This window comes from Paenibacillus sp. J31P316, assembly GCF_056269105.1.
On sequence record NZ_JBWDNI010000002.1, the window covers coordinates 110999 to 134788 of the forward strand.

The following is a 23790-nucleotide window of genomic DNA, read 5'->3' on the forward strand; positions in this document are numbered from 1 at the left end:
CGCCGGCAAACTGCTCCAAAATGCGTTAAACTATCGTTCCTCGTTTACGTAACGAGACTGAACCACTTGTTTCATTTACCAGTTGTTTCATTTAACAATGGTTTCATTTCATGTAGCGATACTTCAGGAGATTCTTCAAATTCGCTATTCGCTGCAGCAACTTCTCCCCGACATTGGTTTCCCTCACCAGCTTCCGCTCCAGTTCTTTGTCCACCAGTCGTTTTACGGACAATACGTCGGCTCCGTTGCATAACACATCTTCTTTGGAATTGAATTTCTGATGGGCAACGAGCTGCATGCCGAAGGAATTATACAACAAGGTGTATCCGGCGATGCCCGTCGTGGATTGATAGGCTTTGGAAAAACCGCCGTCAATGACAACCATTTTCCCGTATGCTTTGACGGGGTTCTCGCCACGAATTTCTTTCACCGGCGTATGGCCGTTAATGATATGCCCATGATCCGGATTCATATCAAACTCCAGCAGGATTTTCCGGCAGATCTCTTCATTTTCTCGCAAATGATAATAAGGATTCTTTCTCTCCTTATAGGATGCTTTGTCTTGGATAAAATACCGTTCAAACGTGGTCATTTCTCTCTTTCCGAAGAGCGAGGAACATTCCCCCGTCCAGATGTACCATACCATATCCGTAGCCAGATCTTCCGTCTCTTCCGGATGCGCGAAGGCGTAACGTAAATAAGATTCAAAAACATCGAGCAGCTGACGGCCCGAATACGTCTTGTCTTCAATTTGCATCTCTTCCATGTTTCCTTCTTCATCCAAAGGAATACAGCCGTGAAATAATAAATTCCCGTTGTATCTCAAATAAAGGCTGCCCTTTTTCATGAGAAAATTCATATGTCTGGCCAGCTTCTCGGAATGCTGAACGGAGAACAGGAGCTTCTCCAACACCTGCTGTTCTTCCTCCAGCAATCGTTCAGGCTGCTGCGGATTAACGGTTGCGAAACAGGCGTTTTCCAGCGGGTACGTTTTTCCGTTGATCTTGATTTCGGTTTTGTCGTAATCGATCTTCTCAAGCAGAAGCCTTTCGGACATATTAAAGTACGGGCGTCGTTTGATAATCGGAATTTCAAGCTTAAACTGAATCATGGCAATAGCTTGATGGATTTTCGTAATCTGCACGATTTCCTGCTCCGAACCGTTATGGTCGGTCTGCAGCTTCGGCCTAAAGGCCGGATTGTCGGCATAATATTTCTCAGCCAAGTTCAGCAGCGGGCGAAGATTGATTCCGTATACGTCTTCGATGATGTCCAGATTGTCGTATCTGGCGCAAATCCGGATAATATTCGCCAGGCAGACCAAGGAACCCGCATAAGCGCCTATCCACAAGACATCATGGTTCCCCCACTGGATGTCTACGGAATGGTAGTTGATCAGCGTGTCCATAATTTTATCGGGGTCCGGCCCGCGATCATAGATATCACCGACCACATGAAGATGGTCGACCACCAGGCGCTGGGTCGTATAAGCAAGGCCGATAATGAGCTTGTCCGCCTGGCCCAGCGAAATAATTTGCCGGTAGATTTCCTCATAATAAGGGTCCTTATTGTTCGTCGAATCCGTCTTATATAGAAGCTCTTCTACGATATATACGAACTGCTCCGGCAGCGCATTGCGCAATTTCGAGCGCGTATATTTGGATGAGGCATACGAAATGAGCATAAGCATGCGTTCGATCGTTTGTCTGTACCATCGGTTCAAGACTTGTTTATTGCACAGGTCTTCTTTGACCAGCTGAATTTTTTCTTCCGGGTAGTACACCAAAACCGTAAAATCATCGATCTCATGATCCGTCCAAACCTCACGGAACAAGGCTTTGATTTTCTCTTTTACCGTACCCGAACCGTTTCTGAGCACATGCTGAAATGCCTGAAACTCCCCATGCAAATCGCTGACAAAATGCTCCGTCCCCTTGGGAAGATTGGAGATCGCTTCCAGGTTGATGATTTCGGTTACGACTTTATCTTCCGTATCATATCGCTGGGCCAATAAATCGAGATACTGCGCATCCATGCCGATGTCCCCCTTCTAGGAAATATGGTACATGCAAAGAAACCTCCGCTATCATTTGGAGTAGTTTACCATGCCTCCGATTGAATTATTCTGCCCGGGAGCGCAATGAAAAAAGGAACAGCTGCCACACGGCAACTGCTCCTTGTTGCACTGCAAATCGATTAATCGTTATTTCCGCCCAGGTGTCTGGCGAGAAATCTCTCGGCCGCTTCATAGAACGCCAGTCGGTTCTCGGGCTTGGCGAAACCGTGCCCTTCGTCCGGGAAGAGCAAGTACTCGTAATCCAATCCCCTCGCTCTGAGCACGTCGACGATCTGCTCGGATTCGCTCTGCTTGACTCGCGGGTCATTGGCACCCTGGGCGATCAGCAGCGGAATTTGGATCTTATCGGCTTTAAACAACGGAGACCGGGATTGCAGAAACTCTTCTTCTAGATCCGGGTTTCCCACCCTTTCGTGAAGCATGGCAAGCATCGGCGCCCAGTACGGCGGAATGGAGCGGATTAGCGTGACCAAGTTGCTTGGGCCAACCACGTCCACTGCGCAGCAGAACAGGTCCGGCGTAAACGTCGCGCCGACCAGCGCCGCGAATCCGCCATAAGATGCTCCGTAGATGGCCACGCGATTCGGAGTCGCATAACCCCTTTGCACTGCCCATTCGACGGCATCTACGAGGTCGTCATGCATGGCGCCTGCCCATTCTTTGTTGCCTGCGTTGAGAAATTCTTTACCGTATCCCGTCGATCCCCTGAAGTTGACCGAAAGGCAGGCGTAGCCCCGGTTTGCCAGCCATTGATGCTCCGAATGAAAACCCCAGCGATCCCTCCCCCACGGCCCGCCGTGCACGTTAAGAACCATCGGCACTCCCTCCCGCTGTCCTGGCGGGAACGTGATGTAGCCGTGAATCGTTAGTCCGTCGCGCGATGTAAAGGATATCGGCTCCATTGGCGCCAGTTCGAACTCCGCAAGAACCGGATCGGCATGAAACAAGAACGTTCCCGTACGGGAATGTCTGTCGTAAGTGTAGTAAACGGACGATTCCTTGTCGGACTGGAAGGTGATCAACCACATACGGTCTTCAAGGTCCCGGCTGCTTATCTGGAATTCTCCATCATGCAGGCTGCGAATCACCGCAAAATCCTCTTCAATCTCCGCATCCAGCACTACCCATTGTTTTCTTTCCTTGAAGAACGCAACTGCCTGAACCTCGTATGTATCGGGATCGAGCATCGCTTCTCCGATGTCGTATTGCGAGTCCTCCGCTAGTAAGCGATATGACCCATCCTGCGTATTCATGCGTACAAGACGGCCCGAGTTCGAATTTCTCGAGTCGATAACGAACAGCTCTTTGCCATCTTTGGCGAAGCCGACTGGTCCGCTTGACATGGCGTCCTCGCTGTCCCATGACACGATTGTTCGCCATTCGGAGCTCTCGTCATCGCGGACCAAGAGGTCCAATCCGCCTTCTGGCGTGGCGGCGCAGGCCCCTCGCGCTTTCAGATCGGCGTCTACCACCCAGCTGAGTATGTTGCCGGGGTTTTTGGCGACAAGCGACAACGCTCCGTTTGATATCGTAAGACGATAGACGTCGTGCGCGGCTTCGTTTTCTTTATTCAACGCGACAAGGAGCTCGCCAGGATGAGTCTTGCTGGTGTGGACGACATGCGCCTGGACGTTCTCGAACGGCGTCAGGTCCCGTATTTCTTTGCTCTCCAGATTTACGGAATAGAGACGCCAATTCTCGTTGCCCCCGGCATCTTGCAGGTAGAGGATGTGCTTGCTGTCGTAACCCCAGAAATACCATCGGATGCCTCGGTCGCGGTCATGAGTGATGGGCTCTCGCGTATGCCCGCCGATATGTCCGATCCAGATGTTAAGAACACCTTCATCCGGCGCCAGATACGACATGTATTCGCCATCTGGAGATAGCTGCGCTTGCGTTTTGTCCGGATTGCCGAAAAGGATCTCCCTAGGGATCAACCGGACTGCCGATGCGGAATCGCTCATGGATACCTACTCCTTTAACGTAAATGAGTTCTCATCCGGTAGGAATCCTGCTGTCTTCTATCAGAATAGACCAATTTTCCAGATAGAGGAAGAGTTGAAATTAACCGACACCTATCCGGAGTCGGCTTCTTCCTACTCACTCCGCGTTATCCCATGCCGGATTCCAGACTACCTCCCACAAGTGGCCGTCGGGATCGAGGAAGTGTCCCGAGTACCCTCCCCAGAAAGCGTCATGCGCGGGATCCGTAACGACAGCACCTGCCCGCACGGCTTGATCCATGATGGCATCCACTTCTTGTTTGCTGCCGACATTATGTCCGATTGTCATTTCGGATGAGCTCGGCCGAGAGAGTGGCACTTTCGTCTCATGAGCGAGATCGCTGCGGCTCCAAAGCGCGAGCTTCACGCCTGCCTGCAAGTCAAAAAAAGCCACCGCGCCGTGCTCGAACTCTCTTCCCACGATCCCCTCGGTCGGAAACCCTAATCCGTCCCGATAGAATCTCAACGATCTTTCCAAATCATCTACTCCGAGTGTGAGTACGGAAATGCGTGGTTTCATCATTTGTCCTCCTTTGTAATCCTGCTATTAATTGTTGCAACGCATAAGGTTATTATCTCTCTACTAATAGGTTCTCGGCTTGTAAAAAACGGACAGCTTCAAACCCGAATCTGATTTGGCGTCACTCCGTATAGGCGCTTAAAGCTGCGAATAAAGTGAGATTGATCGTAGTACCCGTACTTCACCAGATGGACCAGATCATGCTCAGCATAGGTATCCCAATATCTACCAACATGCACGCCGTCGGAAAATATGTTTAAATATAGACCAAAGGAGCGTGAATACTGTGGACATCCAGTCGTTTCTCTTCCCCAAGCACGAAGTTTCTTACTTGACAACATCTGCCACAATGAAGGACGCCTTAGATAAACTAGAAGTTTGCCATTATACTGCAATTCCAATCCTAAGCGAAGAAGGCTTATATTACGGAACATTGTCCGAAGGTGATCTATTATGGAAGATGCGTGCGACACCGGGCCTCGACTTCGATACGATGCGCGAAATTCCCATCATCTCAATCAAGAAACGAATGAAAGTCGAATGCGTAGCGATCGGCGCCGAACTGGATGATATGCTTGCTCTCGCCGCCGATCAGAACTTCGTACCGGTGGTGGACGACGATCGCGTCTTCCTTGGCATTATTCGCCGTAAAGATATTATTGAATATTATACCCGGACCATTACCGACTAGCTTAAGGCCCATTCGATTTCAGGAAAATTGAGCAGAATTAAACTCTCCCTCTTAAGTGCGCGATCCCCACAGTTATCACAGTAGCCTGCCAGCGATGGCAGGCTACTTTCCTCACCTTTATTTACGCATACCCTCTTTACTTCATCAATTATTCGACTGGTTCATCGGTAACAACGCCTCTAATCTGTACTCGAATCTTCTCATCCGATGGCGGACGACGAAGACTTAAGTCCCCAGGTTCGGGTATGTATTCAAAATTCCTTAGTCTTGATTCAAAATAATCTTTCTTGACGGTTTCAATCGACTTTACCATTTCCACAAAAGATGCGCCGAACGCGTGACAACCTGGCAGTTCTTCAATAAGACCAAAATAATAGTCAGAAGTATTGATGCCCTTCGGAACAAACTCAGCTATTAGGTTGTAATCTGAAGTCATGTAATAAGAAATATCTTTTAGCAAGTCTCCACCACCTTCGAGATTATGATTCGTCAAATTCAATTCCTGATATTGCGCAATAAGGTATGTGAGGGTAGGAATAAAGTCCTGCGTTGCGCATTCTCTTACTCACAATCTCATTAATGCTCTCCGCTCAGCTTGTGGCTTACACGGCATACAAACACCGACAACTCTGCCCTGTTCGTCAGAATAGAAGGATAGTTTCTTTCCTTTTTTGCTGCAAAACGAACAAGCTTGTTTATTCGCACTTGTAAAGTCGTTACGACGTTTCGACATGTTAACAACGTTATTCGTCTCGGCCTTATTTCTCATTTTCAGTACAACTTTATACGCTGCAAAAAGAACAAGAATTACAAATAGCAGAAGCACAACCCATCGCATGTTTCCAACCTCCTTCTATTAATACTGATGTGCCCTATGCGCTCAATTGCATTTACAAATTATTAAAAATCGATTTGCGAAACCTTTCCTGCTAGGTCGCGTTTAACCTCGCTGGAGGTGATAACCATGAAAAACAAACTCGTCAAAAAACTGACCCTCACTGCCGTCGTTCTCGCATTAGCGATTCTAGGAACGGCGTGCGGTAGCAGCAACAACAATGCCGATGATAATACTGCGGTGAACGCATCGACAAATGCTGCCGGTGACAACACAGGTGGCAACTCGGCCGCCGCGAACAACGAAGCGGTTTCGGAAGAAAATGCGCCTACCGATGTATCCGCCGTATTCAACGGAATCAATGCGGACAAGTCCGTTGAAGTCGAAACCGGCGTTGGTCCCGTTACCTACAAAGTCAGCGCCGAGATTGCCGACAAAGTATCGAAATGGGAAAAAGGCACGAAAGTAAAGTATCAGTATAAAGAAGACACCATCACGGCAATCGATAAAGAGTAAGAATGTAGATGATTATGCATCGCAAATCCCTAAGGACGACTTGATTAGAGTCATCCTTAGGGATTTTTTGTCCTGCTGCTGGCAAATACCGCAAATAAACTCGCGACAGCGCCCCCAACCGGCCAGCAAATACGCGAAATGTTCTGCCCGTTCACAACCTTCAAAGTGACTTCCCCTTATCGTGTCTCCTCCACCCCATATCGTATTGCCGCTTCGAGTGTATCCATGTTTATATCTTTTAGCGCTTTGAATTTCATGCAATATCCGCTCACATTCGCCTTGCCTATTGTTTGTCCATATGTCTGGGTTAAGTATTTCTTATCTTTTATGCCAAGGATATAGACAGAGATTCCGGTTTTGTTTGCGCTTAATCCAATTTGATAAAATTCTCTCGTCTTTCCATCAGCATATTTTATGGTGTGATATCCGTATCCGATATTAGGATTGGCAACCGTTATATTTTCATTGTTCTTGCCGTCTAAGAACCATAATTTACATGCTGGCATTACTCGCAGAATGATGCGGTGCAGCTCTTGCATGTCACTGCGTTTTGGTTCAGGTTGGCTGGTAATATACGTTTCGATTTGTTCTCGTACGTTCATGTGAAATGCCCCCCTTATACAGCTTAATGATGATTCTGGGTCAGATGCGATCCAATCGACTTGACCCTAGCTCGTCGAATGTTTATCGTCCAAACGCCCAAGCCACCATCATAGGGAACTCTTCTCGCCACATGACATCGTCGTGCGACGCGACCCGCTCTCTCATCTCAACTTCCGCACCCGCACCGCGCATCGCAGATGCCCACCGGGTCGCGTTCTCGAGGAAGAACGGCTCCAGTGTCCCGGCTACGAGGTATGTGCGGGGCAATGGGCTTGGCATTATGGCAGGCGGTCGGTAGCCCCCGCCTGGCGATGCGGAGAAGACCGTACCGTAAATGTCCGGATGCCGAAGCCCTAAGGCGAGCGATAGCTCTCCACTCGCCGACACGCCGCACGCCGCGGTGCGATTGGCGGGCAGCGCGACGTTGAAGCGCGATCGCACCCATCGGCGGACGTCCTGGGCGAAGAACTTCTCGTGCGCCGCGAACCGTTCCTGGTCGAACGGCGGTGAGTACTCATGAATGCGCACCATCTCATCCTCATCGGACGTTCGGTGAACACCAACGATCATCGTGGACGGTACGTCGGCTGTCTCGAGGTACCCGCCCCACTGCGAGATCAGCTGACCGTCACCGGCGAACACGATTGCCTGGGGTGGATCCGGAGGGACGTACACTGTAACTTGCCGACCACCATCATATGCTAGTGTCTCTGTGACTAACTCTCCAGCGATCTTCATATCTCGCCTCTCCTTTGTCTCTCATCGCTCAACAGCTGCCTTAGCAAACTGCTCCGAAATGTATAGATCGAACGTTTGCGGTTCACTTCATAGCTGCTTGTCTTTCTAGAAGCCTTCAATGTCGAAATAATGGTCGCGTTACTATTCCATTTTATCACAATCTCAACATGCAACTGCCTGTCACATCTATGAAAAAGATGAGCAAACTGCCGCGGCAACTCTACTGACATACTGTTGTCAGTCGAGCTTGTTTATAATCGGAGTATGCAAGCGTAAAGAAGTGTTAGCTGAATGCGAAGTCGTTTGGTTCAAAATGCTACGATACGGTATTGTAACTTTTATTATTGGAAGGATGGTATCTCGTGAATTTCGCCTCAGTACGCATCATTACCGACGACGTGGATCGTCTCGTCGAGTTTTATGAGAAAGTCATGGCTGTTTCGGCGGAACGCCTCGCGCCCGTCTTTGCGGAACTCGTCGTGCCATCGTGCACCCTGGCGATCGGCCACTCCCAGACGGTGCAACTGTTCGGCGCCGGTTCCGCAGTGGCGGCCAGCAATCGCACCGTCATCCTCGAGTTCCGCGTCCACGATGTGGATGCCGAATACGAGCGCTTGAAGCCGTTTGTGGATGAGTGGGTAAAGGAACCAACCACGATGCCGTGGGGGAACCGAGCTGTGCTGTTTCGCGATCCCGACGGCAACCTGGTTAACCTCTTCGCGCCGGTGACCGAGGAAGCGATCAAACGGTTCAGCGACAGATAATGTCCATAGCAACAAGTCATCCGGCGCAAAACGCAGTCCCCAACGCCAAACAGCAGCCGGTTTAAGCGCCAGCTGCTGTCTTGTCGATTTGAACGATCGTTCCCCAATCGTTAATTAATCGCTACCTTACTATTTTGATCTTTATCTTGGTTCGGCAACCTTCCATAACGTTCAACCTAAGGTTCCAAAAGCTCCAACGCATTCAACAGTCCTTGCATATAGCCCACGGCATGCGCACGCGCTCGATGGCCCCACGCGGAATCGTTAATGACGCCCGGCACGTGGTCGTCCATTAAGAAGCCTGTAAAACCCGATTGTTTCAGTTCCCGCAAAACTTCCGCTGGATGAAAGTTCCCTTCACCTAGGAAACACTCTTGAAACTTCGGCATCGTGCCCTGTACATCACGAAAATGCACATAACAGATTTTATCTTTCGGCCCGAAATAACGAATCATCTCCATAACATTCGCTGCTCCATAGACCATCTCCGAACAGCAGCCCAGGCACAAATTCAATCCCCACGCATCGCTATTCGCTAGAGCCTCTGCTTTCTTGAAGTTCTCCACTTTATAAAAAATTCTAGCCGTTCCGTCAAGCATGGCAACTGGCGGGTCATCAGGATGCAGAGCAAGCCGTACACCCGATTGTTCGGCTACCGGAAGCACCGCCTTTAAGAAATAAGCGTAGTTGTCCCACATGACCGATTCGTCAGAAACTTTCACTTCTCGGTTAGAAGCATACTTAACCTGATTGATGCCGCTGGCTGCAGCATCAAGATCGAAAGCCGTGCACAAAGCACCGCCCCGGCCCGGCTCCGAGGATGTCCTCCAAACAAAGTTCGGCATGAAATGGTGACCGAGTATCGGAATCCCGACATTCCCCATTTGACGGATGATGGTGCAATAGTTTTCGATTTGTTCGTCCCTGCCGGGCAAACCGAGCATAATTTTATCATAGAAGCGAATGGGAACGTTTTCAATGGATTCCAAGAACAATCCGTTGTCATCGCAAGTTTTCTTTAAGCCATGCAAATCTTCGTAAGCCCAGCAGTGTTCTCCTGGAAGCTTCGGGGTGTTGAGCTGGATACTCGTTACGCCCAATTGCTTGGCAAAAGTCATGGTTTCCTGAGTCAGCTCTTGCATTTGACCTAAGGCAATCCTCATGTTCTTCTTCACGCTTCTTCACCGTCCAAATCCGAATTTGGAATTCCGATTGATGTGTCAGCAGCCTGTTGAGCTAGTGGTAGAGTTGAAGGATCGTGTCCTGTTCGTTTAATTACCGATCAACCACAATTACTGTTGAATATACAGGGAACTCCTTGGTTCGCCATTAATCCTCCATTATCCTGCCTGTTGCTTCAATGAAAAGGACAGCTGACCATCAAGCCAGCTGCCGTCATATTGTATTGGAGCTATCGCTCCCAATTAGCGCAGTAAATTTTCCTGTGTTAACAGAATCCGCTGGAGTAAGTCATCATAATCCAAACTGTGCGGTGTTGTTGTGTTGATTCTAAGGACAGTACCGCCAATAGGAAGCGGCGTAAGATTCTCGTGTAAGAGTCGTTCTTTGTTGTCTTCTTGCTGAATCCATTCGAGATCACGATGACCGATGTGTCGTTCTGTTGTTCCTATGCGAGCAAGAAACCGCTCCAAAAGGACTTCTCCATCCACGTTGCACATAATTTGAAAGGGCTCGTAATCGTAAGCTTCTTTCAATTTAAGAAACTCTGCGCCTCTTAGTTCTGGTCGACCAAAAAAGCCTTCGATGATCAAGGAATTTCCGGCAGATAGTAAGGAACCAGCGATTGCGTATAAGAGGGTAAATGTTGCAGGCGCTATCATCGGCGGACACCCATTCTCTTGACATTCTAAGGCATCGTACAGGGTCTCATAGAGACCGTCTCGGGAGAATACCGGTAACCGAACGTCTTTTGAAAGTCGCTTTGCGAATGTTGTCTTTCCGGAGCCAGGAAGTCCATTGACAATAATTAATACTGGTTTTTCCATAAAAGTAGTATGACCTCCCCTATGCATCGACTTGAAATTTCTTGTTCTGCAGCCGGAAAAGGAGCCCCCGAGAGGACCCCTTGCTTCCGATTGCGATTTCAAACATCAGCCTTTGATGCCCGAAAGCGTTACGCCCTCGATAATGTACCGCTGCCCGATGACATAGACGATGAGCACCGGGATAAGCGCGATCGCCGCTCCCGCCATCATCAGGGTCCAATCCGTCGCGTACATGCCCCGGTACAGGTTGAGCATCATCGGAACGGTGAACTTATCCGGGCTGTTGAGGAAAATCAACGGATTAAAGAAGTTGTTCCACATGCCGAGGAAGGTGAATATTCCCAGCGCCGATAATGCCGGCTTGATCAAAGGCAGCATTATCCGCGCGTAAATCGTCCATCGGTTGGCCCCGTCCACGATAGCCGCCTCTTCCATCTCCTTGGGAATGCCTTTGAAGAACTGGCGGAGCAGAAACACCCCGAAGGCATTCAGCAAAGCAGAGGGAACAATGATCGACAGATGGGAATCCAGCCAGCCGATGTTCTTCATAATGAGATACAGCGGAATAATCGTAACCTGTCCGGGAACCATCATGGTGGCCAGAAACATCAGAAACAGCGGCTCACGCATGGGAAAACGGATCTTTGCGAACGCATAAGCAGCCATGGAACAGGTTAGCAGCTGCGACAGAACGACGATCACATTAATATAGAAGCTGTTGAAGTATGCCCGGCCAAACGGCAGCGCCGTCAGAGAGTCCTTGAAGTTGGACCAAACGAAGGGGCTTGGAATCCACTTCGGCGGCACGATGAATACCTGCGATAAATCCTTCAGCGCGCTAAGCACCATCCAGACGAAAGGGAGTGCCATTACGCAAGCCCCCAGAATCAGCACAAGATGGAGCGCCAGGGTGGAAATACGGAAGCCTTTTAGCTGCATATCGCTGCTCCTCCTTACCGAATCTATTAGTCCTCGTAATGCACCCAGCGTTTGGATATGCCCATTTGAACCAGTGTCAGCGACAAAATGATCAGAAACAGGATGACCGCCGCCGCCGTACTTTTGCCAAATGTAAAATCTACGAACGCGGTCTCGTAAATATGGAACACAATGGTATAGCTGGCCTTGGCCGGCCCTCCCGAGGTCATGACGAAGGACTGGTCGAATACCTGAAAGGAACCGATGATCGACATGATGGTGACAAAAAAGGTGGTCGGCGAAATCAAAGGGATGGTAATATGGCGCAGCTGCTGCCACTTGCTTGCTCCGTCAATCTGGGAAGCTTCGTAATAGCTTGCCGATATGCCCTGCAGACCCGCAAGAAACAGCACCATATTGCCGCCAAGCCCCATCCAGATGCTGAGCATCGCGATGGACGGCATGACAAAACGCGTATCCGTCAGCCACATCGGTCCTTTGATCCCGAACCATTCCTTCAAATACAGATTGATGAGCCCAAAATCCGCGTTGAACAACCACATGAATACGACGGCTACCGCAACCGACATCGTGATGTTCGGCATGAAAAAGATCAGCCGGTAGATCACCTTCCCCCTTACCCGGTTGAGCCCGATCGCGACGAGCAGAGCCAGCAGAATGCCGGTCGGCACCGTAAGCAGGGTGTAATAAAGCGTATTGACAATGGCGATTCGGAATTCTTCATCCTTGAATTGGGCGATAAAGTTATCCAATCCGACGAATGACCGCTCTCCGAAGCCATCCCAATTCATCAAACTCAGCACGAATGCCATAATGAGCGGAAGCAGCGAGAAACAGAGCAGCCCGACGAATTGCGGGAAAATGAAGAAGTATCCCCAGAAGCGGTCCGTTGTCTTGTTGTTCAAGGGCTGCCGTTGCGGGCCGATTTCCGGGCTTAAGGTGCCTGCTGCCTGTGTTTGCCTGGTATTCACATCCATCGTCATCCCAACTTTCTTTTGCTGGCCTTATTTCTTCTTATACTCGTCGATTTTTTTGTTGGCCAGATCCTGAATCTCCTGCATGGCCGTATCCAGATCCTCATTTTTGAGCCATAGCGCTTCAAAGCGGGAGTTAATGTCCGCGCTGAGTCCTGGAATGCCGGCTTCGGCAGGCGTAAGCGCATAACCGACTTCCCGGGCATCGAGGAACAGCTTCGCATGCTCCGGCAGATTGCCTTCCAGCACTACGTCGTCCGCTCCTTTGACGGACGGAACGGCGTTGCCGCCGCCCTGCAGGCGATAAATCTGGCCTTCTTTACTGACGAACTCCGTCAAGAACTTGTAGGAGGCTTCTTTTTGCTTGGAAGCTTTATTCAATACCATATAAGCAGTGGGGATGCCGGCTGGCTCGATTTTGTTGCCCGTATTGGTCGGCCAGGTTACCACGTCATATTCGAGAGTGGCATTTTTCTTGAACAGCGGGAGGTACCAGCGTCCGGCGCCGACGAATCCGACCTGATTCGACATGAACATGGCATCGCCGCCTTGACCTTTGGGAAGCGTACCCGAGAACGTAATATTTTTGGCCTTCACATTGTCATAGAGGAACTGGAAGGCTTCCTTCGCCTTGGGATCGGAGTTGCCGACATAGGCTCCGGTCTCGTCATATACTTTACCGCCGTTTGCGGTTACCCAGCTGTGGGTGCTGTTCCAGGAATTATCCAGCACGTAGCCGTATTTGCCGGTCGTGCGGATTTTCTCGGTCATCAGCTTGAATGCGTCCCACGTCCATTCGCCCTTCTCCTGAAGATCCGCAGGCATATCCGTGACTCCCGCATCCTTCAGTACCTTCTTGTTGTACCAGAGAACCATCGGATTACAGTCCACCATGATGCCGTAAATTTTGTTGTCGCGCTGCGCTGCGCCCCACAGTCCTTCGTAGTAATCGTCCTTCTTCAGCGTGCTGCCCGACACTTCCATCAAGGGCGTCAGCTCTTCAATGCTGCCATTTTCGATCAGCTTCACGATGAAGGCATCGCCCGCATAAAAGATATCCGGCGCTTTGCCGCCCGTAAGCTGCGTAAGTATTTTCTGATCGTATTCGCCGGGAATCGGAATGAGTTCGGCTTCAATATCGGGATGCTTGGCGTTAAAATCCTTGGTAAATTCCTGAAATCTCGTCAATTCGCCAGGATTTCCCCATGTCGCCCAGGTGATTTTCACTTTCTCCCCTTTGGATGGCGCTGCATTTCCCCCTTCTGTCTGCCCTTCTTCATTGCCAGACGAACAAGCCTGCAGCAGAATCGTTAGAGTAAGAACAAGAGCCAGCAGCGACCATTTTTGCTTTTTCATTACGAATTCCTCCTTTAAATTGTCCACCCATGCTCCACCTCTAATGGAAGCGCTTTTATTATAAAACACGAAATTTTTCAACTAAACGGCTTTTGTTCCGATAATGTGTCTTGTTTTCCGCTGTTTGCTTCTTCTCCCGGTTTATGGGGCTGTCCGTGATATTCACCCGGCGAGAGGCCGACAATTTTCTTGAACTGCTTGCTGAAATGCTTGACGTCGTTGAAGCCCGACTGTTCCGCGACCTCATAGACCCTCAGCGTTGACTCCGTGAGCAGCTCCTTGGCCCTGTTGACCCGCAGGGCAATCAGATAATCGATAAAGTTCTTCCCCGTCACCTTCTTGAACATTTCGCTGAAATAATTCCGGCTGACATTGACTTCATCCGCCACCTGCTGAAGGGAAATCGCCTCGGTAAAACGTTCCGTCATGAACTGCACCGCCTGCATCACGATCCGCCCGTGAAGCGTGGTGTCCGGAATTCCGGCGTCGTCCGGCACCGGCCTGCTGCTAAAGCAAGTCTCCACATGCTCCGCAATATCCGCCGCAAAATCAAGTTTGCTAAGCTTGCGGATATGATGCACCATCGCCGTATTGTTATGCTTGCTTAACGTGAGCAGGCTGAGCATCTGCTCGGCTTCAACAACGACCTGCTGCTTCGTCTTGAATTCGCGGCTCCAATGGCCGGTGATCCGCTTCAGTTGGAGCAAGGCTTCGGAATAATTCTCCACAGCCAGCGCTTCCTTGAGCAGATGCAAGACGTCGCCATGATCGGGAAGAGGCTGGCGCTCCGGCTGAGGCCTTTCCTCCGCCAGCACGATGCTGCCCGGACCGTAAAAGAATGTATCCTCGAGCGCCTGCTGCGCTTCTGCAAAAGCAGCCTGAAGTTCCCGCAAATCCCCGTGCAGCCTGCTGATTCCAGCCGCATACACATCATCGGCCAGCTCCCCGCCCCGGACGGCTTGGCCGACAACCTCCTCCGCCTGCCCTGCTGACAATACCCGTTCGGGAATAACCGCTATCAGCAGATCCGGGTGGATTGCGGCGGCAGCAGGAGCTTCCAGCCTTTCGTACAAAAGGGTCTTCATGGATTCAATCCCCCGGCCCAGCCGGACTTCAGACGCCAGAGAATGCGGCTTGTTGCCATGAACCTGAAGAACGGCCATGCCGTAACGATGCGGAATATCCGTCAGATTCACGATCAGCGAAGCGCAGGCTTCCTCATTGCCGCGAACGGCCTCAATCAACAGTTTCTCCAGCTCTTCCTGCTGCTCGGCAAGCTGTTTGTCCCGATACTTCTCGAGCAGCTCCCGGTTCGCCTGCTCCTCCCGGAGCTTCACCCGCATCTGGTCCAGAATCGTCTTGAGCGAATCGGCGTTCAATGTCGGTTTCAAGATATAATCGGACGCGCCCAGCCTGATCCCTTCCCGCACATAGTCGAAATCGCTATGGCAGCTGAGCAGCAAAACCTTGACCCAGGGACACAGATCCCGCGCTCGGCGCGTCAGCTCCAGTCCGTCCATCACCGGCATGGCGATATCCGTAATCAGAATATCCACTTCCCCGTTCTCGAGCCACTTCATCGCACGAACGCCGTTTGCGGCTTCGCCCACCAGCAGGTAGCCGTTTCCCTCCCAATCGAACGTTTCGCGAAGTCCGGCTCTGGCCATGAATTCATCGTCAACGAGCAGCACTCTGCACATATTTGTCCTCCTTTCTCCGCGAGAACGTGATCAGCACCGAAGTGCCTTCCCCTTCTGAGCTGGCCACTTTTACCCCGTAGGCATTCCCGTAATACAGCTTGATCGTTTGATCCACATGCCGCAGCCCGATGCTGGTCATCCCTTTCGTCGTACGCTCCTTGCTGCTGATCAGCAGCTGGCCGATTAGCTCCTTATCAATGCCGACTCCGTCATCCTTGATCCGGATAAGCAGATCCTCCCCCAGCTGCCGTACCTGGATGGCAATCGTCCCCTTCTCATCCTTGGGAGCAATCCCGTGGAAGATGGCATTCTCCACGATCGGCTGCAGCAGCATGCGGGGGATCGGAATGTCGAGCAGCTCTTCCGGACAGTCGGTATACAGCTCTATTTTGTTCTCGTACCGGTATTCCTGGATCATCATATATTTCTCCAGAAGCTCAAGCTCGCCGCCGATGGTGCCGAATACGCCTCCCCGTTCCAGACTCCCTTCCAGCAGCTGAACAAGCGTCGTAACGGCGCTATCCACATCATTCGTGCGGTTGAGCTTGGCCATCCAGCGAATGGAGTTCAGCGTATTGTACAAGAAATGGGGATTGATCTGGTAGCGCAGTGCGCGGATTTCAGCCTTCTTCTTCTCCGATTCCTCTTCCGAGATGCGCTCAATCAAGAGCGCGATCTGTCCGATCATTTTGTTGAAGCTGCGCCCCAACTGACCGATTTCGTTTCGTCCGATGTGACCGCTTCTGACCGTCAGATCCCCGGCTTCGCCTTTCTTCATCAGCCGGCTTAGGTTGACGAGCGGATTGCCGATTTTGCGGATTCCGAAGATCCCCATGCCGACAGCAAGCACGATGGAGCCCAAAGCGATCCATAGCGTAAAATTGCGGATACTAGCGGAGTCCGCGGTCAGCTCCTTCAGCGGAACAACACCGACCACATGCCAACCGTTATCCAGTTTCTCGGGAATAACCAGCGTTTTCTTCTTATCGCTATCGCTCTGCCGCATCTTCTCCGGCAGCTCGATCCTTGAGGCTTGTCCGTATTCCGCCGGGTCGGGGTGATAGAAATAACGGTTCTCGTCATTGGTCACATAGATATAGCCGGTATCTCCGAACTGCACGCGATCAAGCTCGTCAATGAGCAGATCGGCCATGATTTCATAGAACATCACGCCGATGATCTCCCCCGTCTCCCAGCTGCGGATGGCGCGGCCCAACCCGAATACGGGAAAGCCCATTTCCGTTTTCTTCAGGTACGAGGTTTGCGATATTCCGAACCAGACCGTATTGCCGTTCGCCTTCAGAATGGCTTCATACCAATCCGAATCCCATTGATCGGGGACGGACATAAGAGAATCTCCGCTGAACACGGAATTGTTGCGTTTGACATCGAAGATGTAGATGTCGAGAATTTCCGAGGAATTGATCATAATGGAGGTTAGCTGCTCTTTGCTGTTCTTCACCATCTCATTGAGTTCGTAAGGGGTGGTCTCCGACTTTTGCTCCAATACCTCCTGAATGAGCTTGCTGTTGAGCACCATCATGGAGGAGTCGTCAAGCTTCTTGAAGAACAGATTCAGTTTGTCGCTGACCTGCGTGATGGTTAGGGACGCGACCTTGCTAACCTGCTCCTCCACAATAGCCGAAGATTTGTTATAGGACAGGAAGCCCATCACAAGTACCGGAAGCGTCATGCCGATAAAACAAAACAAAAACAGCTGATTAACGATCGAATGCAGATGCCGAAACCGCATGAGGATTTATCCTTTCTTTCCTGCCAGATTTGATGATCCGCTTACCGCTTTGAAACTTTACCTCCCTTCTGTGATAGCTGGGCGATTGGGACAAAATACATCCCCTCACCATTCATTGCTAAGGATTGACCCCTTAAATTCGCCAATAGCGGGATTTCCCCTTCTTTGTTTTCCATTTACAGTAAAACTGGAGGTACAAGGTTCGGCGTTTTGAAGGGGGAAAACCCTATCCATACCGGATAACATTCATAAAAAAAGAAACAGGATACCTTTCGGTGTCCTGTTTCTTTTTCAAATCGATCCTGCATCAAGCAACTGCTATTATAGGGCTTCAGGGCTATTAACAATCGTCGATCCATCCTCTTGGCCAGCAGTCTTCACCGCACAGGGCGACCGCGCCGAGAGATGATCTTCTCGTTTCGAAAATGGATATATCAGTGGTATCCGAAATGTAATCTGCCCATTCGTTGAGACAAGACAAGGGAGCATATTGACCCCCAACATCAAAGAAAAGACGGTAGACATTCGAGAATGTCTACCGTCCATATCTTCACGTCAACGTTCTTCGGCAGAACAATTGACTTCCATATTATCTCCATCTCGAAAGGCTAATTATACATTGTTATTATGTCGATTCTGAATAGTGCAGTTTCAAATTTCACCCAGTGATCCTATGGAATCCTATTCTTTAGATCAATATTTATAAACTTATCCCAGCCTACTGACATCAATTCTCTATCAGTTGCGTCGATACTCTCACCTCGTTTAAAGCGTTCGTATTGTCCATTATTCATATATTCATCAGGATTATTCCATTCAGCTTCACATTCGTTACAGTAAGGATAAAGCATATTACTTGCTAATTCCTTTAGGATAACAACCCAGCCTTGAGAACAAATACTGCATTGTGCTATTGGTTGTCTATGAAAATACATTTCTATCATGCTCCTATGGACTCCAGTTTAATTAGTTGGCCATGTAGCCTCCATTTTCATTGAACGATCGTTCCCATTCAACTTAACGCCTCTACTTGAATAATACCGGATGATTCAACCACTCATCCACGTCTACGCTGCCCTGAACGCGAAGCAGCCGATAGAAGAATCGGTAAGGCAATCTGTATCGTTCGAGATCCGGCAGAGTTAGGAGTTGGGCATACGCTTGTTTGAAATATTTCGCAGAGAGCTCGTCCAAGACGAACTCCAAGCCGATAAATTCCATTTCTCTCGGTGCCAATGCATAAACTTCTGTATCTACGAGGCCAGTCAATTCTTCACCGTTTGTCAGAAACTGAGTGGGATCCATATCGATTAAGACGAAAGTAATGTGGCTTGGAACAGGCAATTCTTTGACCAATGCGATCATCGACGGGAGCAGTTGCCGGATGCGTTGATGTTCGGGGTAGTAGTTATTAACCAACTCGACCATAGTATGGATAAGCGCATCATGAAAATCCGTTCGTGGCGTTCGATGGCTGCCGGATATCGTCCCCGCGCAGTCGGATCGAAACCGATGAAGACTGGCGATTCCCGTTCCCAAACCGACGAGTGCGGCGGACGGCAGACCGATAAACGAACGGCAAGTCGAGCCTTGCAACTTCTCGACGACCAGATAGTCGCGGCCGTTCGACGACCCTTGTCGTATCACTTCCGGCACTGGTATCGAAGTGAACGGCCTTAGCGTGCGATTGATCGCCACTACCTCGTCAATCTGCCGCGGATCTACTCCGAACAATCGCCTGCATCCAAACCAGAAATCGTTATCGGGCAGCTCTTGCATCCTAGTCGAGCGCACGACGACTTCTTCTGTTTCCGTCTGAACGAGCCAAACATCGCTGGCATGATCGTCATATCCGGGATTAAGCTCCGTTTGCCGGAGGATGGGTTCTTGAAATAGAATTTGCAAATCATCCATAGACCTGTCCTCGTTTCCTCAGTATGATACCGCTTATGACTGCTTGCAGTACACCATGGTAATTACGGCTTTTCCTGATGACCTTCAACGCCTCACACTACCGCTTGGCGAACGCCAGTCGTGGAGGCTGCGCGTATGACGTCCATCAGGCGGTGCATTCGCACTGCCTGCGCGAAGTCGGGGAGCTCCACCTCACCTCCGGCGAGCCGCTCCGCGAACAAGGCATAGAGATGGGCGACATTATAACCCGGCCCTGGTGACGCATCTCCTGCGATCGAGGCGTAGACGTCCGGCGTTTCAATCGTCTTTGTATCACCGGACGGTCGGACAATGCTAATGCTTAGTCGGTCCATCTGGAACATCAGCCCATCTCGAGGCGTAACAACCAGCTCACCCTCAGTTCCGATAATCCGCAACTTAAAGTCAGGTGTTCAGGCGTTGATGAATTGAGCCGAAACGACCGCGTCCTGAATCAGCTTACCGGCGACAAGCACGTGATCTGGTGCATTCGCCCTCACGGTCTTGCCAGTCTCAATAACGTTCACCACAGGATATTGCGTGGTCAGTGTCGCGGATACCTCGGCAAACGGGGCCACCATATATTCAATCGTATCAAGAATATGCGCCGCCCCGCTAGGATGCGGCCAACGGTTCCCTTCACGAGCAACTCATGGATATAGCGGACGGTTGGGTTGGCACGCGCCTGAAGTCCAACGACGTGCTTTACCCCCCGTTCCTCTGCAAGCGCAAGAAGTGCCTCCGCCTCCGTAGTGGTCCGCGCGAGCGGCCATTCGCTGTTAGTCTTTCATTTGATAGGTAACTTTTACAGAATTATGACAAGATCGGTATCGCCTCCGCTAGGTGATGTCTGGTCTCTTTTGTTTTCTACCTATTCTTAATACTTGCTCAAGATTTTGTTTAATAGATATTCATTTTACGGTCAGTGGTCCAGCCAGATTTCGCTATGCCTTCGATTGCTACCGCGAATGAAATGATTCTTCCGAAATCGCTATAAGATTAAATAATAAACAGGGCCGTGACGATCCATCGTCATGGCCCTGTTGCTGGTGTTGCGCACTGCTCCTGGACATCCAGCTTTGGCGGCAGTCCATACATCCGGGTATATTCCCGGCTGAACTGGGAGGGGCTTTCATATCCAACGCGGAAGGCAGCTTCGGAGGCTTGAACCGTTTCGGTAAGCATCAAGCGTCTAGCTTCCTGTAAGCGCAGCGTTTTCTGATATTGAAGCGGGCTCAACGCCGTGACACGCTTGAAATGTTTGTGAAAAGCCGATGTGCTAAGGTTTACTGACTTTGCTAACTGCTCGACTGCGAGCGGATGATCGTATTGCTGGTTAATTATCTGAATCGCTTGAGCAATGCGGTGCGAATGGCTGCCGATGATCGCAAACGGAAGGAGAAGCTCGCCATGCTCGCCTTGAAGCACGCGGTACAAAATCTCACGAATAATGAGCGGAGCAAGAATCCGAATGTCCTTCGGCTTGTTCAGCAATTGCAGAAGCCGTATGGCGGCCTCAAGCAATTCCGGTGAGATCCGATTCATCGTTATTCCGCGTGAAGCCTCCGAGGAAACCAGGGGACTGCTCTCTTTTACAATATCCAGAATCACATCGGGGTCGAAGCTCAGCTTCATGCTTAAATACGGAATGTCAGGTGTTGCCTCTACAATTTTGCTGATGATCGGCAGATCAGCGGCAATGACCACATAAGACATAGGGTCGTACCTATAAGTTTCATTTCCTAATGTAGCTGTCTTTGCTCCCTGCGCTACCAGGCAGATGGAAGGCTTATATACGGATTCCAGCGGCTCTGGCAATTGCGCAGCATGCATCAGGGACAAGTTAGGAACAGAAGTAGGAAACGTGCCGCTCGTTGGAGCGTGGCATTGTATCAAATCCGCCATTTGCTGCAACGCCTGCTCCAAACGCTGAGTTTCATCCATGGAACGTGAATTCCTTTCTTAAAGAGTAGTTTATGTTATTGTAGCTGGATGAAAGAGAATTAGGCAAGGAACGAACGGTTATGTTCTACCGGTTGTAATCCTGTACTTTATATAATCTATGTTGTAGACAGTCACTTGGAATCATCTAATAGAACATCAGAATGAACTTAGAAAGGAGAGATTTAAAATGAGTTTACAAGGAAAAGTCGCAATCGTTACTGGAGCATCGAGAGGAATTGGCCGTCAAATCGCCATTCAATTGGGGCAAGCAGGCGCAAAAGTTGTCATTAACTATTCCTCCAATCAAGATAAAGCAAATGAAGTTGTAAAGCTGATTGAGCAAGCAGGCGGTGAAGCAGCGGCCATTCGCGGCGATATCAGCAAGTTGAGCGAGGTCGAAGCCTTGTTCTCGGAGTCGCTTGGACAATTTGGACGCGTAGATATCTTAGTAAATAATGCAGGTGTTTTGGAAACGACGCCGATTACGGATGTGACGGAAGAGATGTTTGACCGGCAGTTCAATATTAATGTCAAAGGGACCTACTTTGCTTGTCAGCAAGCGATGAGACATATGGCAGGCGGCGGAACGATCATCAATTTCTCGACATCCGTATCCGGTGCCATGCTCCCGACCTATAGTGTTTATGCCGCAACAAAAGGAGCGGTTGAGCAGTTAACCCGTCAACTGGCCAAAGAATTTGCTCCAAAGAATATCATTATCAATTGTATAGCACCTGGTCAGGTTTCGACCGAGTTGTTCCTGAACGGCAAATCCGAGGAGCTTGTTGATTCGTTCCGCCGGATGAATGCGTTTGGACGCCTTGGGGAACCAGAAGATATAGCTAATGCTGTAGATCTGCTTGTAAGCGACAAAGCTCGTTGGATTACTGGACAGACGATTCGCGTGAACGGCGGGTTTAATTAATTCTAAAAAAGATCGCCTGCACCTGCTTGATTGGTGCATTGCGATCTCTTTCTCATTGTTTCACCTGAACTCCCGGTTGGCGGACCTATATCGAACTAACGTTCCTCATTTGGATAGTTTAGTTTGTTCTTGAATATGTTAGCGTATTGAAGCCGCCAGTCGTGAAGGCAGCTTCTCCATAGTCTTATGTTCAATTCCTCGTTAGTGAAGTACTATGAGTTACTCGTTCACGCGGATGACAACAAGCAGCTTAAGATCGGTCGGTCCTCACCAGCTCAAGCATTCGCAGGATGACAAGAAGCACGGAGTATCGGGAGACATTACGCAAAAGGGCTCGGACCCGTTCCGTTAGAAAAACCGACCTCCACCTCTTAGCTAGATGTGACGAAGGATTGAAAGGGCGATGACCCGTTGAGACATGGGAGCGAGAATCGCTAAGACGAAGTGGAGACGTGCGTAAATGGAACAATGTGGGTGAGCATTCCTCACCTTTATTTACGCATGCCCTTTTCACTTCAACCCAGCAGCAAGCTCCGGCCTATCTTCTTCTTCTATCAGTATCCAACTGTGAAATCCTACGAATTCATGAGTCAGAGTGAGGAAACCGAATCATTTCGAGGTAACACTGTGGATTATAATAAAACCTCTAAGTCCTTAACATACACAGCATTTCCCGTAATTTCTATGACATAACCGTTTGTTACCGTTACTCGGATTCTGCCATCCCTTCCGATTTCCTGACCTTGTTCAATTAAAAGGCTAAGTGAAGCAGATTCCTTATTTATATATCTTGCATAATAAGCCCCCATTACCCCAGAGGCAGTGCCAGTTACTGGGTCTTCAATTGTACCCGAAAACGGAGATGAAAAATGACGTGCATGCATATGAGCATTTGTATCGTATGTTTCTAGACAAAAAGGATGGATAGATACTCTAGGCATTTCCCTTAAAATGTTCGGAAAGAGCTTGTTCTTAGGCTTCATTCGTTTAAAAACTGCAAGTGTTTTAATTGGAATTAACAATGTCCACGTTCCCGTGCTACCATACAAGGTTCGTAGTTCTGTCTCAATATCGCTCTCTTCTATTCCCATAGAAAAAGCCAATTCTTGAAATGAGCCATTAAATTCTTGAAATTGGGGAATAGCTTGCCTCATTGTTATATAAAGTCCGTCACTTGAATTAAGTCTAATTGGCAATATCCCTGCGTTTGTTTCAATTGTAAAATCAGTTTTATCACCCAACAAACCTCTCGTTTTTAACGCATAAATAGTTGCCATTGTTGCGTGACCACAAAGATTTATTTCATGACCTGGAGTAAAGAAACGAATTCTTAAATCTGCTTTAATGGATTTAAGTGGGAAGGCCGTTTCGTTAAATCCTACTTTTTGAGCCACTTCGCGCATTTGCTCTTCAGTAAGATTTTCGCCATCCAATACTACCCCCGCTGGGTTTCCCATGTTAGGAATATTACTGAATGCGTCATAATGAATAACTTTTATTTTCACATGAACACC

24 protein-coding genes are annotated in these 23790 nt (G+C 49.5%); 4 read left to right on the top strand and 20 right to left on the bottom strand.

Annotation, left to right across the window (positions count from 1 at the left end; translation table 11 throughout):
* Window positions 1–103 precede the first annotated feature (103 nt).
* The 4 genes from AC0YNU_RS05885 to AC0YNU_RS05900 form a co-directional block, all read right to left on the bottom strand.
* Window positions 104–2035: a fructose-1,6-bisphosphatase gene (locus AC0YNU_RS05885; protein ID WP_475754202.1), complete on the bottom strand. Its 1932-nt coding sequence runs from the start codon at window positions 2033–2035 to the stop codon at window positions 104–106.
* Between the two features lie 161 nt (window positions 2036–2196).
* The gene (locus AC0YNU_RS05890; protein WP_475754204.1) at window positions 2197–4041 is read right to left on the bottom strand and encodes a S9 family peptidase; all 1845 of its coding nucleotides are present in this window, start codon (window positions 4039–4041) and stop codon (window positions 2197–2199) included.
* A gap of 136 nt (window positions 4042–4177) precedes the next feature.
* Window positions 4178–4600: a VOC family protein gene (locus tag AC0YNU_RS05895; protein ID WP_475754206.1), complete on the bottom strand. Its 423-nt coding sequence runs from the start codon at window positions 4598–4600 to the stop codon at window positions 4178–4180.
* Window positions 4601–4698: 98 nt separating this feature from the next.
* Window positions 4699–4941: an AraC family transcriptional regulator gene (locus tag AC0YNU_RS05900; protein ID WP_475756187.1), complete on the bottom strand. Its 243-nt coding sequence runs from the start codon at window positions 4939–4941 to the stop codon at window positions 4699–4701.
* Between AC0YNU_RS05900 and AC0YNU_RS05905 the strand changes: the two genes are divergently transcribed.
* Complete coding sequence (locus tag AC0YNU_RS05905; protein ID WP_475754208.1) at window positions 4887–5291, top strand: CBS domain-containing protein; 405 nt, start codon at window positions 4887–4889, stop codon at window positions 5289–5291. The two genes, AC0YNU_RS05900 and AC0YNU_RS05905, sit on opposite strands and share 55 nt — an antisense overlap.
* Before the next feature lie 148 nt (window positions 5292–5439).
* Here the strand turns inward: AC0YNU_RS05905 and AC0YNU_RS05910 are convergent, their stop codons facing one another.
* Window positions 5440–5751, bottom strand: a complete 312-nt coding sequence (locus tag AC0YNU_RS05910) for a type II toxin-antitoxin system HicB family antitoxin (RefSeq protein WP_475754210.1) — start codon at window positions 5749–5751, stop codon at window positions 5440–5442.
* Between the two features lie 504 nt (window positions 5752–6255).
* Between AC0YNU_RS05910 and AC0YNU_RS05915 the strand changes: the two genes are divergently transcribed.
* Window positions 6256–6642: a hypothetical protein gene (locus tag AC0YNU_RS05915; protein ID WP_475754212.1), complete on the top strand. Its 387-nt coding sequence runs from the start codon at window positions 6256–6258 to the stop codon at window positions 6640–6642.
* A gap of 176 nt (window positions 6643–6818) precedes the next feature.
* On the opposite strand, the gene AC0YNU_RS05920 is transcribed toward AC0YNU_RS05915, so the two are convergent.
* Both AC0YNU_RS05920 and AC0YNU_RS05925 read right to left on the bottom strand, forming a co-directional pair.
* Window positions 6819–7244 carry a DUF1801 domain-containing protein gene (locus AC0YNU_RS05920; RefSeq protein ID WP_475754214.1) on the bottom strand — a complete coding sequence of 142 codons (426 nt, stop codon included), beginning with the start codon at window positions 7242–7244 and terminating at the stop codon, window positions 6819–6821.
* Window positions 7245–7326: 82 nt separating this feature from the next.
* Window positions 7327–7983, bottom strand: coding sequence for an alpha/beta hydrolase (locus tag AC0YNU_RS05925; protein ID WP_475754216.1), 657 nt, complete (start codon window positions 7981–7983; stop codon window positions 7327–7329).
* A gap of 362 nt (window positions 7984–8345) precedes the next feature.
* Here AC0YNU_RS05925 and AC0YNU_RS05930 point away from each other — a divergent pair, with 362 nt between their 5' ends.
* Window positions 8346–8747: a VOC family protein gene (locus AC0YNU_RS05930; RefSeq protein ID WP_475754218.1), complete on the top strand. Its 402-nt coding sequence runs from the start codon at window positions 8346–8348 to the stop codon at window positions 8745–8747.
* A 176-nt stretch (window positions 8748–8923) separates the two neighbouring features.
* On the opposite strand, the gene AC0YNU_RS05935 is transcribed toward AC0YNU_RS05930, so the two are convergent.
* From AC0YNU_RS05935 to AC0YNU_RS05990, 12 genes are all read right to left on the bottom strand, one after another.
* Window positions 8924–9922: a mannonate dehydratase gene (locus AC0YNU_RS05935; protein ID WP_475754220.1), complete on the bottom strand. Its 999-nt coding sequence runs from the start codon at window positions 9920–9922 to the stop codon at window positions 8924–8926.
* A 249-nt stretch (window positions 9923–10171) separates the two neighbouring features.
* The gene (locus tag AC0YNU_RS05940) at window positions 10172–10753 is read right to left on the bottom strand and encodes a P-loop nucleotide/nucleoside kinase family protein (protein WP_475754222.1); all 582 of its coding nucleotides are present in this window, start codon (window positions 10751–10753) and stop codon (window positions 10172–10174) included.
* Between the two features lie 105 nt (window positions 10754–10858).
* Window positions 10859–11692 carry a carbohydrate ABC transporter permease gene (locus tag AC0YNU_RS05945; RefSeq protein ID WP_475754224.1) on the bottom strand — a complete coding sequence of 278 codons (834 nt, stop codon included), beginning with the start codon at window positions 11690–11692 and terminating at the stop codon, window positions 10859–10861.
* A gap of 26 nt (window positions 11693–11718) precedes the next feature.
* Entirely contained in the window at window positions 11719–12597 is an 879-nt protein-coding gene (locus AC0YNU_RS05950) for a carbohydrate ABC transporter permease (protein WP_475756189.1), read from the bottom strand.
* A gap of 99 nt (window positions 12598–12696) precedes the next feature.
* Window positions 12697–14022, bottom strand: a complete 1326-nt coding sequence (locus tag AC0YNU_RS05955; RefSeq protein WP_475754226.1) for an ABC transporter substrate-binding protein — start codon at window positions 14020–14022, stop codon at window positions 12697–12699.
* Window positions 14023–14099: 77 nt separating this feature from the next.
* Window positions 14100–15722, bottom strand: coding sequence for a response regulator (locus AC0YNU_RS05960; protein ID WP_475754228.1), 1623 nt, complete (start codon window positions 15720–15722; stop codon window positions 14100–14102).
* Window positions 15700–17475 (bottom strand): sensor histidine kinase, encoded by a 1776-nt coding sequence (locus tag AC0YNU_RS05965; RefSeq protein WP_475754230.1) that lies wholly within the window; start codon window positions 17473–17475, stop codon window positions 15700–15702. Before AC0YNU_RS05965 ends, AC0YNU_RS05960 begins: the two co-directional genes overlap by 23 nt.
* Window positions 17476–18146: 671 nt before the next feature.
* Window positions 18147–18419, bottom strand: coding sequence for a hypothetical protein (locus tag AC0YNU_RS05970; protein ID WP_475754232.1), 273 nt, complete (start codon window positions 18417–18419; stop codon window positions 18147–18149).
* An 82-nt stretch (window positions 18420–18501) separates the two neighbouring features.
* Entirely contained in the window at window positions 18502–19389 is an 888-nt protein-coding gene (locus tag AC0YNU_RS05975; protein WP_475754234.1) for a phosphotransferase, read from the bottom strand.
* A gap of 92 nt (window positions 19390–19481) precedes the next feature.
* The gene (locus tag AC0YNU_RS05980) at window positions 19482–19742 is read right to left on the bottom strand and encodes a hypothetical protein (protein WP_475754236.1); all 261 of its coding nucleotides are present in this window, start codon (window positions 19740–19742) and stop codon (window positions 19482–19484) included.
* Between the two features lie 78 nt (window positions 19743–19820).
* On the bottom strand, window positions 19821–20009 hold the full coding sequence (locus AC0YNU_RS05985; RefSeq protein ID WP_475756191.1) for a hypothetical protein: 189 nt from the start codon (window positions 20007–20009) through the stop codon (window positions 19821–19823).
* Window positions 20010–20439: 430 nt separating this feature from the next.
* Window positions 20440–21351, bottom strand: a complete 912-nt coding sequence (locus AC0YNU_RS05990) for an AraC family transcriptional regulator (protein WP_475754238.1) — start codon at window positions 21349–21351, stop codon at window positions 20440–20442.
* Between the two features lie 187 nt (window positions 21352–21538).
* On the opposite strand from AC0YNU_RS05990, the gene AC0YNU_RS05995 reads away from it, so the two are divergent.
* Complete coding sequence (locus tag AC0YNU_RS05995; protein ID WP_475754240.1) at window positions 21539–22276, top strand: SDR family oxidoreductase; 738 nt, start codon at window positions 21539–21541, stop codon at window positions 22274–22276.
* Window positions 22277–22908: 632 nt separating this feature from the next.
* On the opposite strand, the gene AC0YNU_RS06000 is transcribed toward AC0YNU_RS05995, so the two are convergent.
* Complete coding sequence (locus AC0YNU_RS06000; RefSeq protein ID WP_475754242.1) at window positions 22909–23781, bottom strand: PhzF family phenazine biosynthesis protein; 873 nt, start codon at window positions 23779–23781, stop codon at window positions 22909–22911.
* Window positions 23782–23790: the final 9 nt, after the last annotated feature.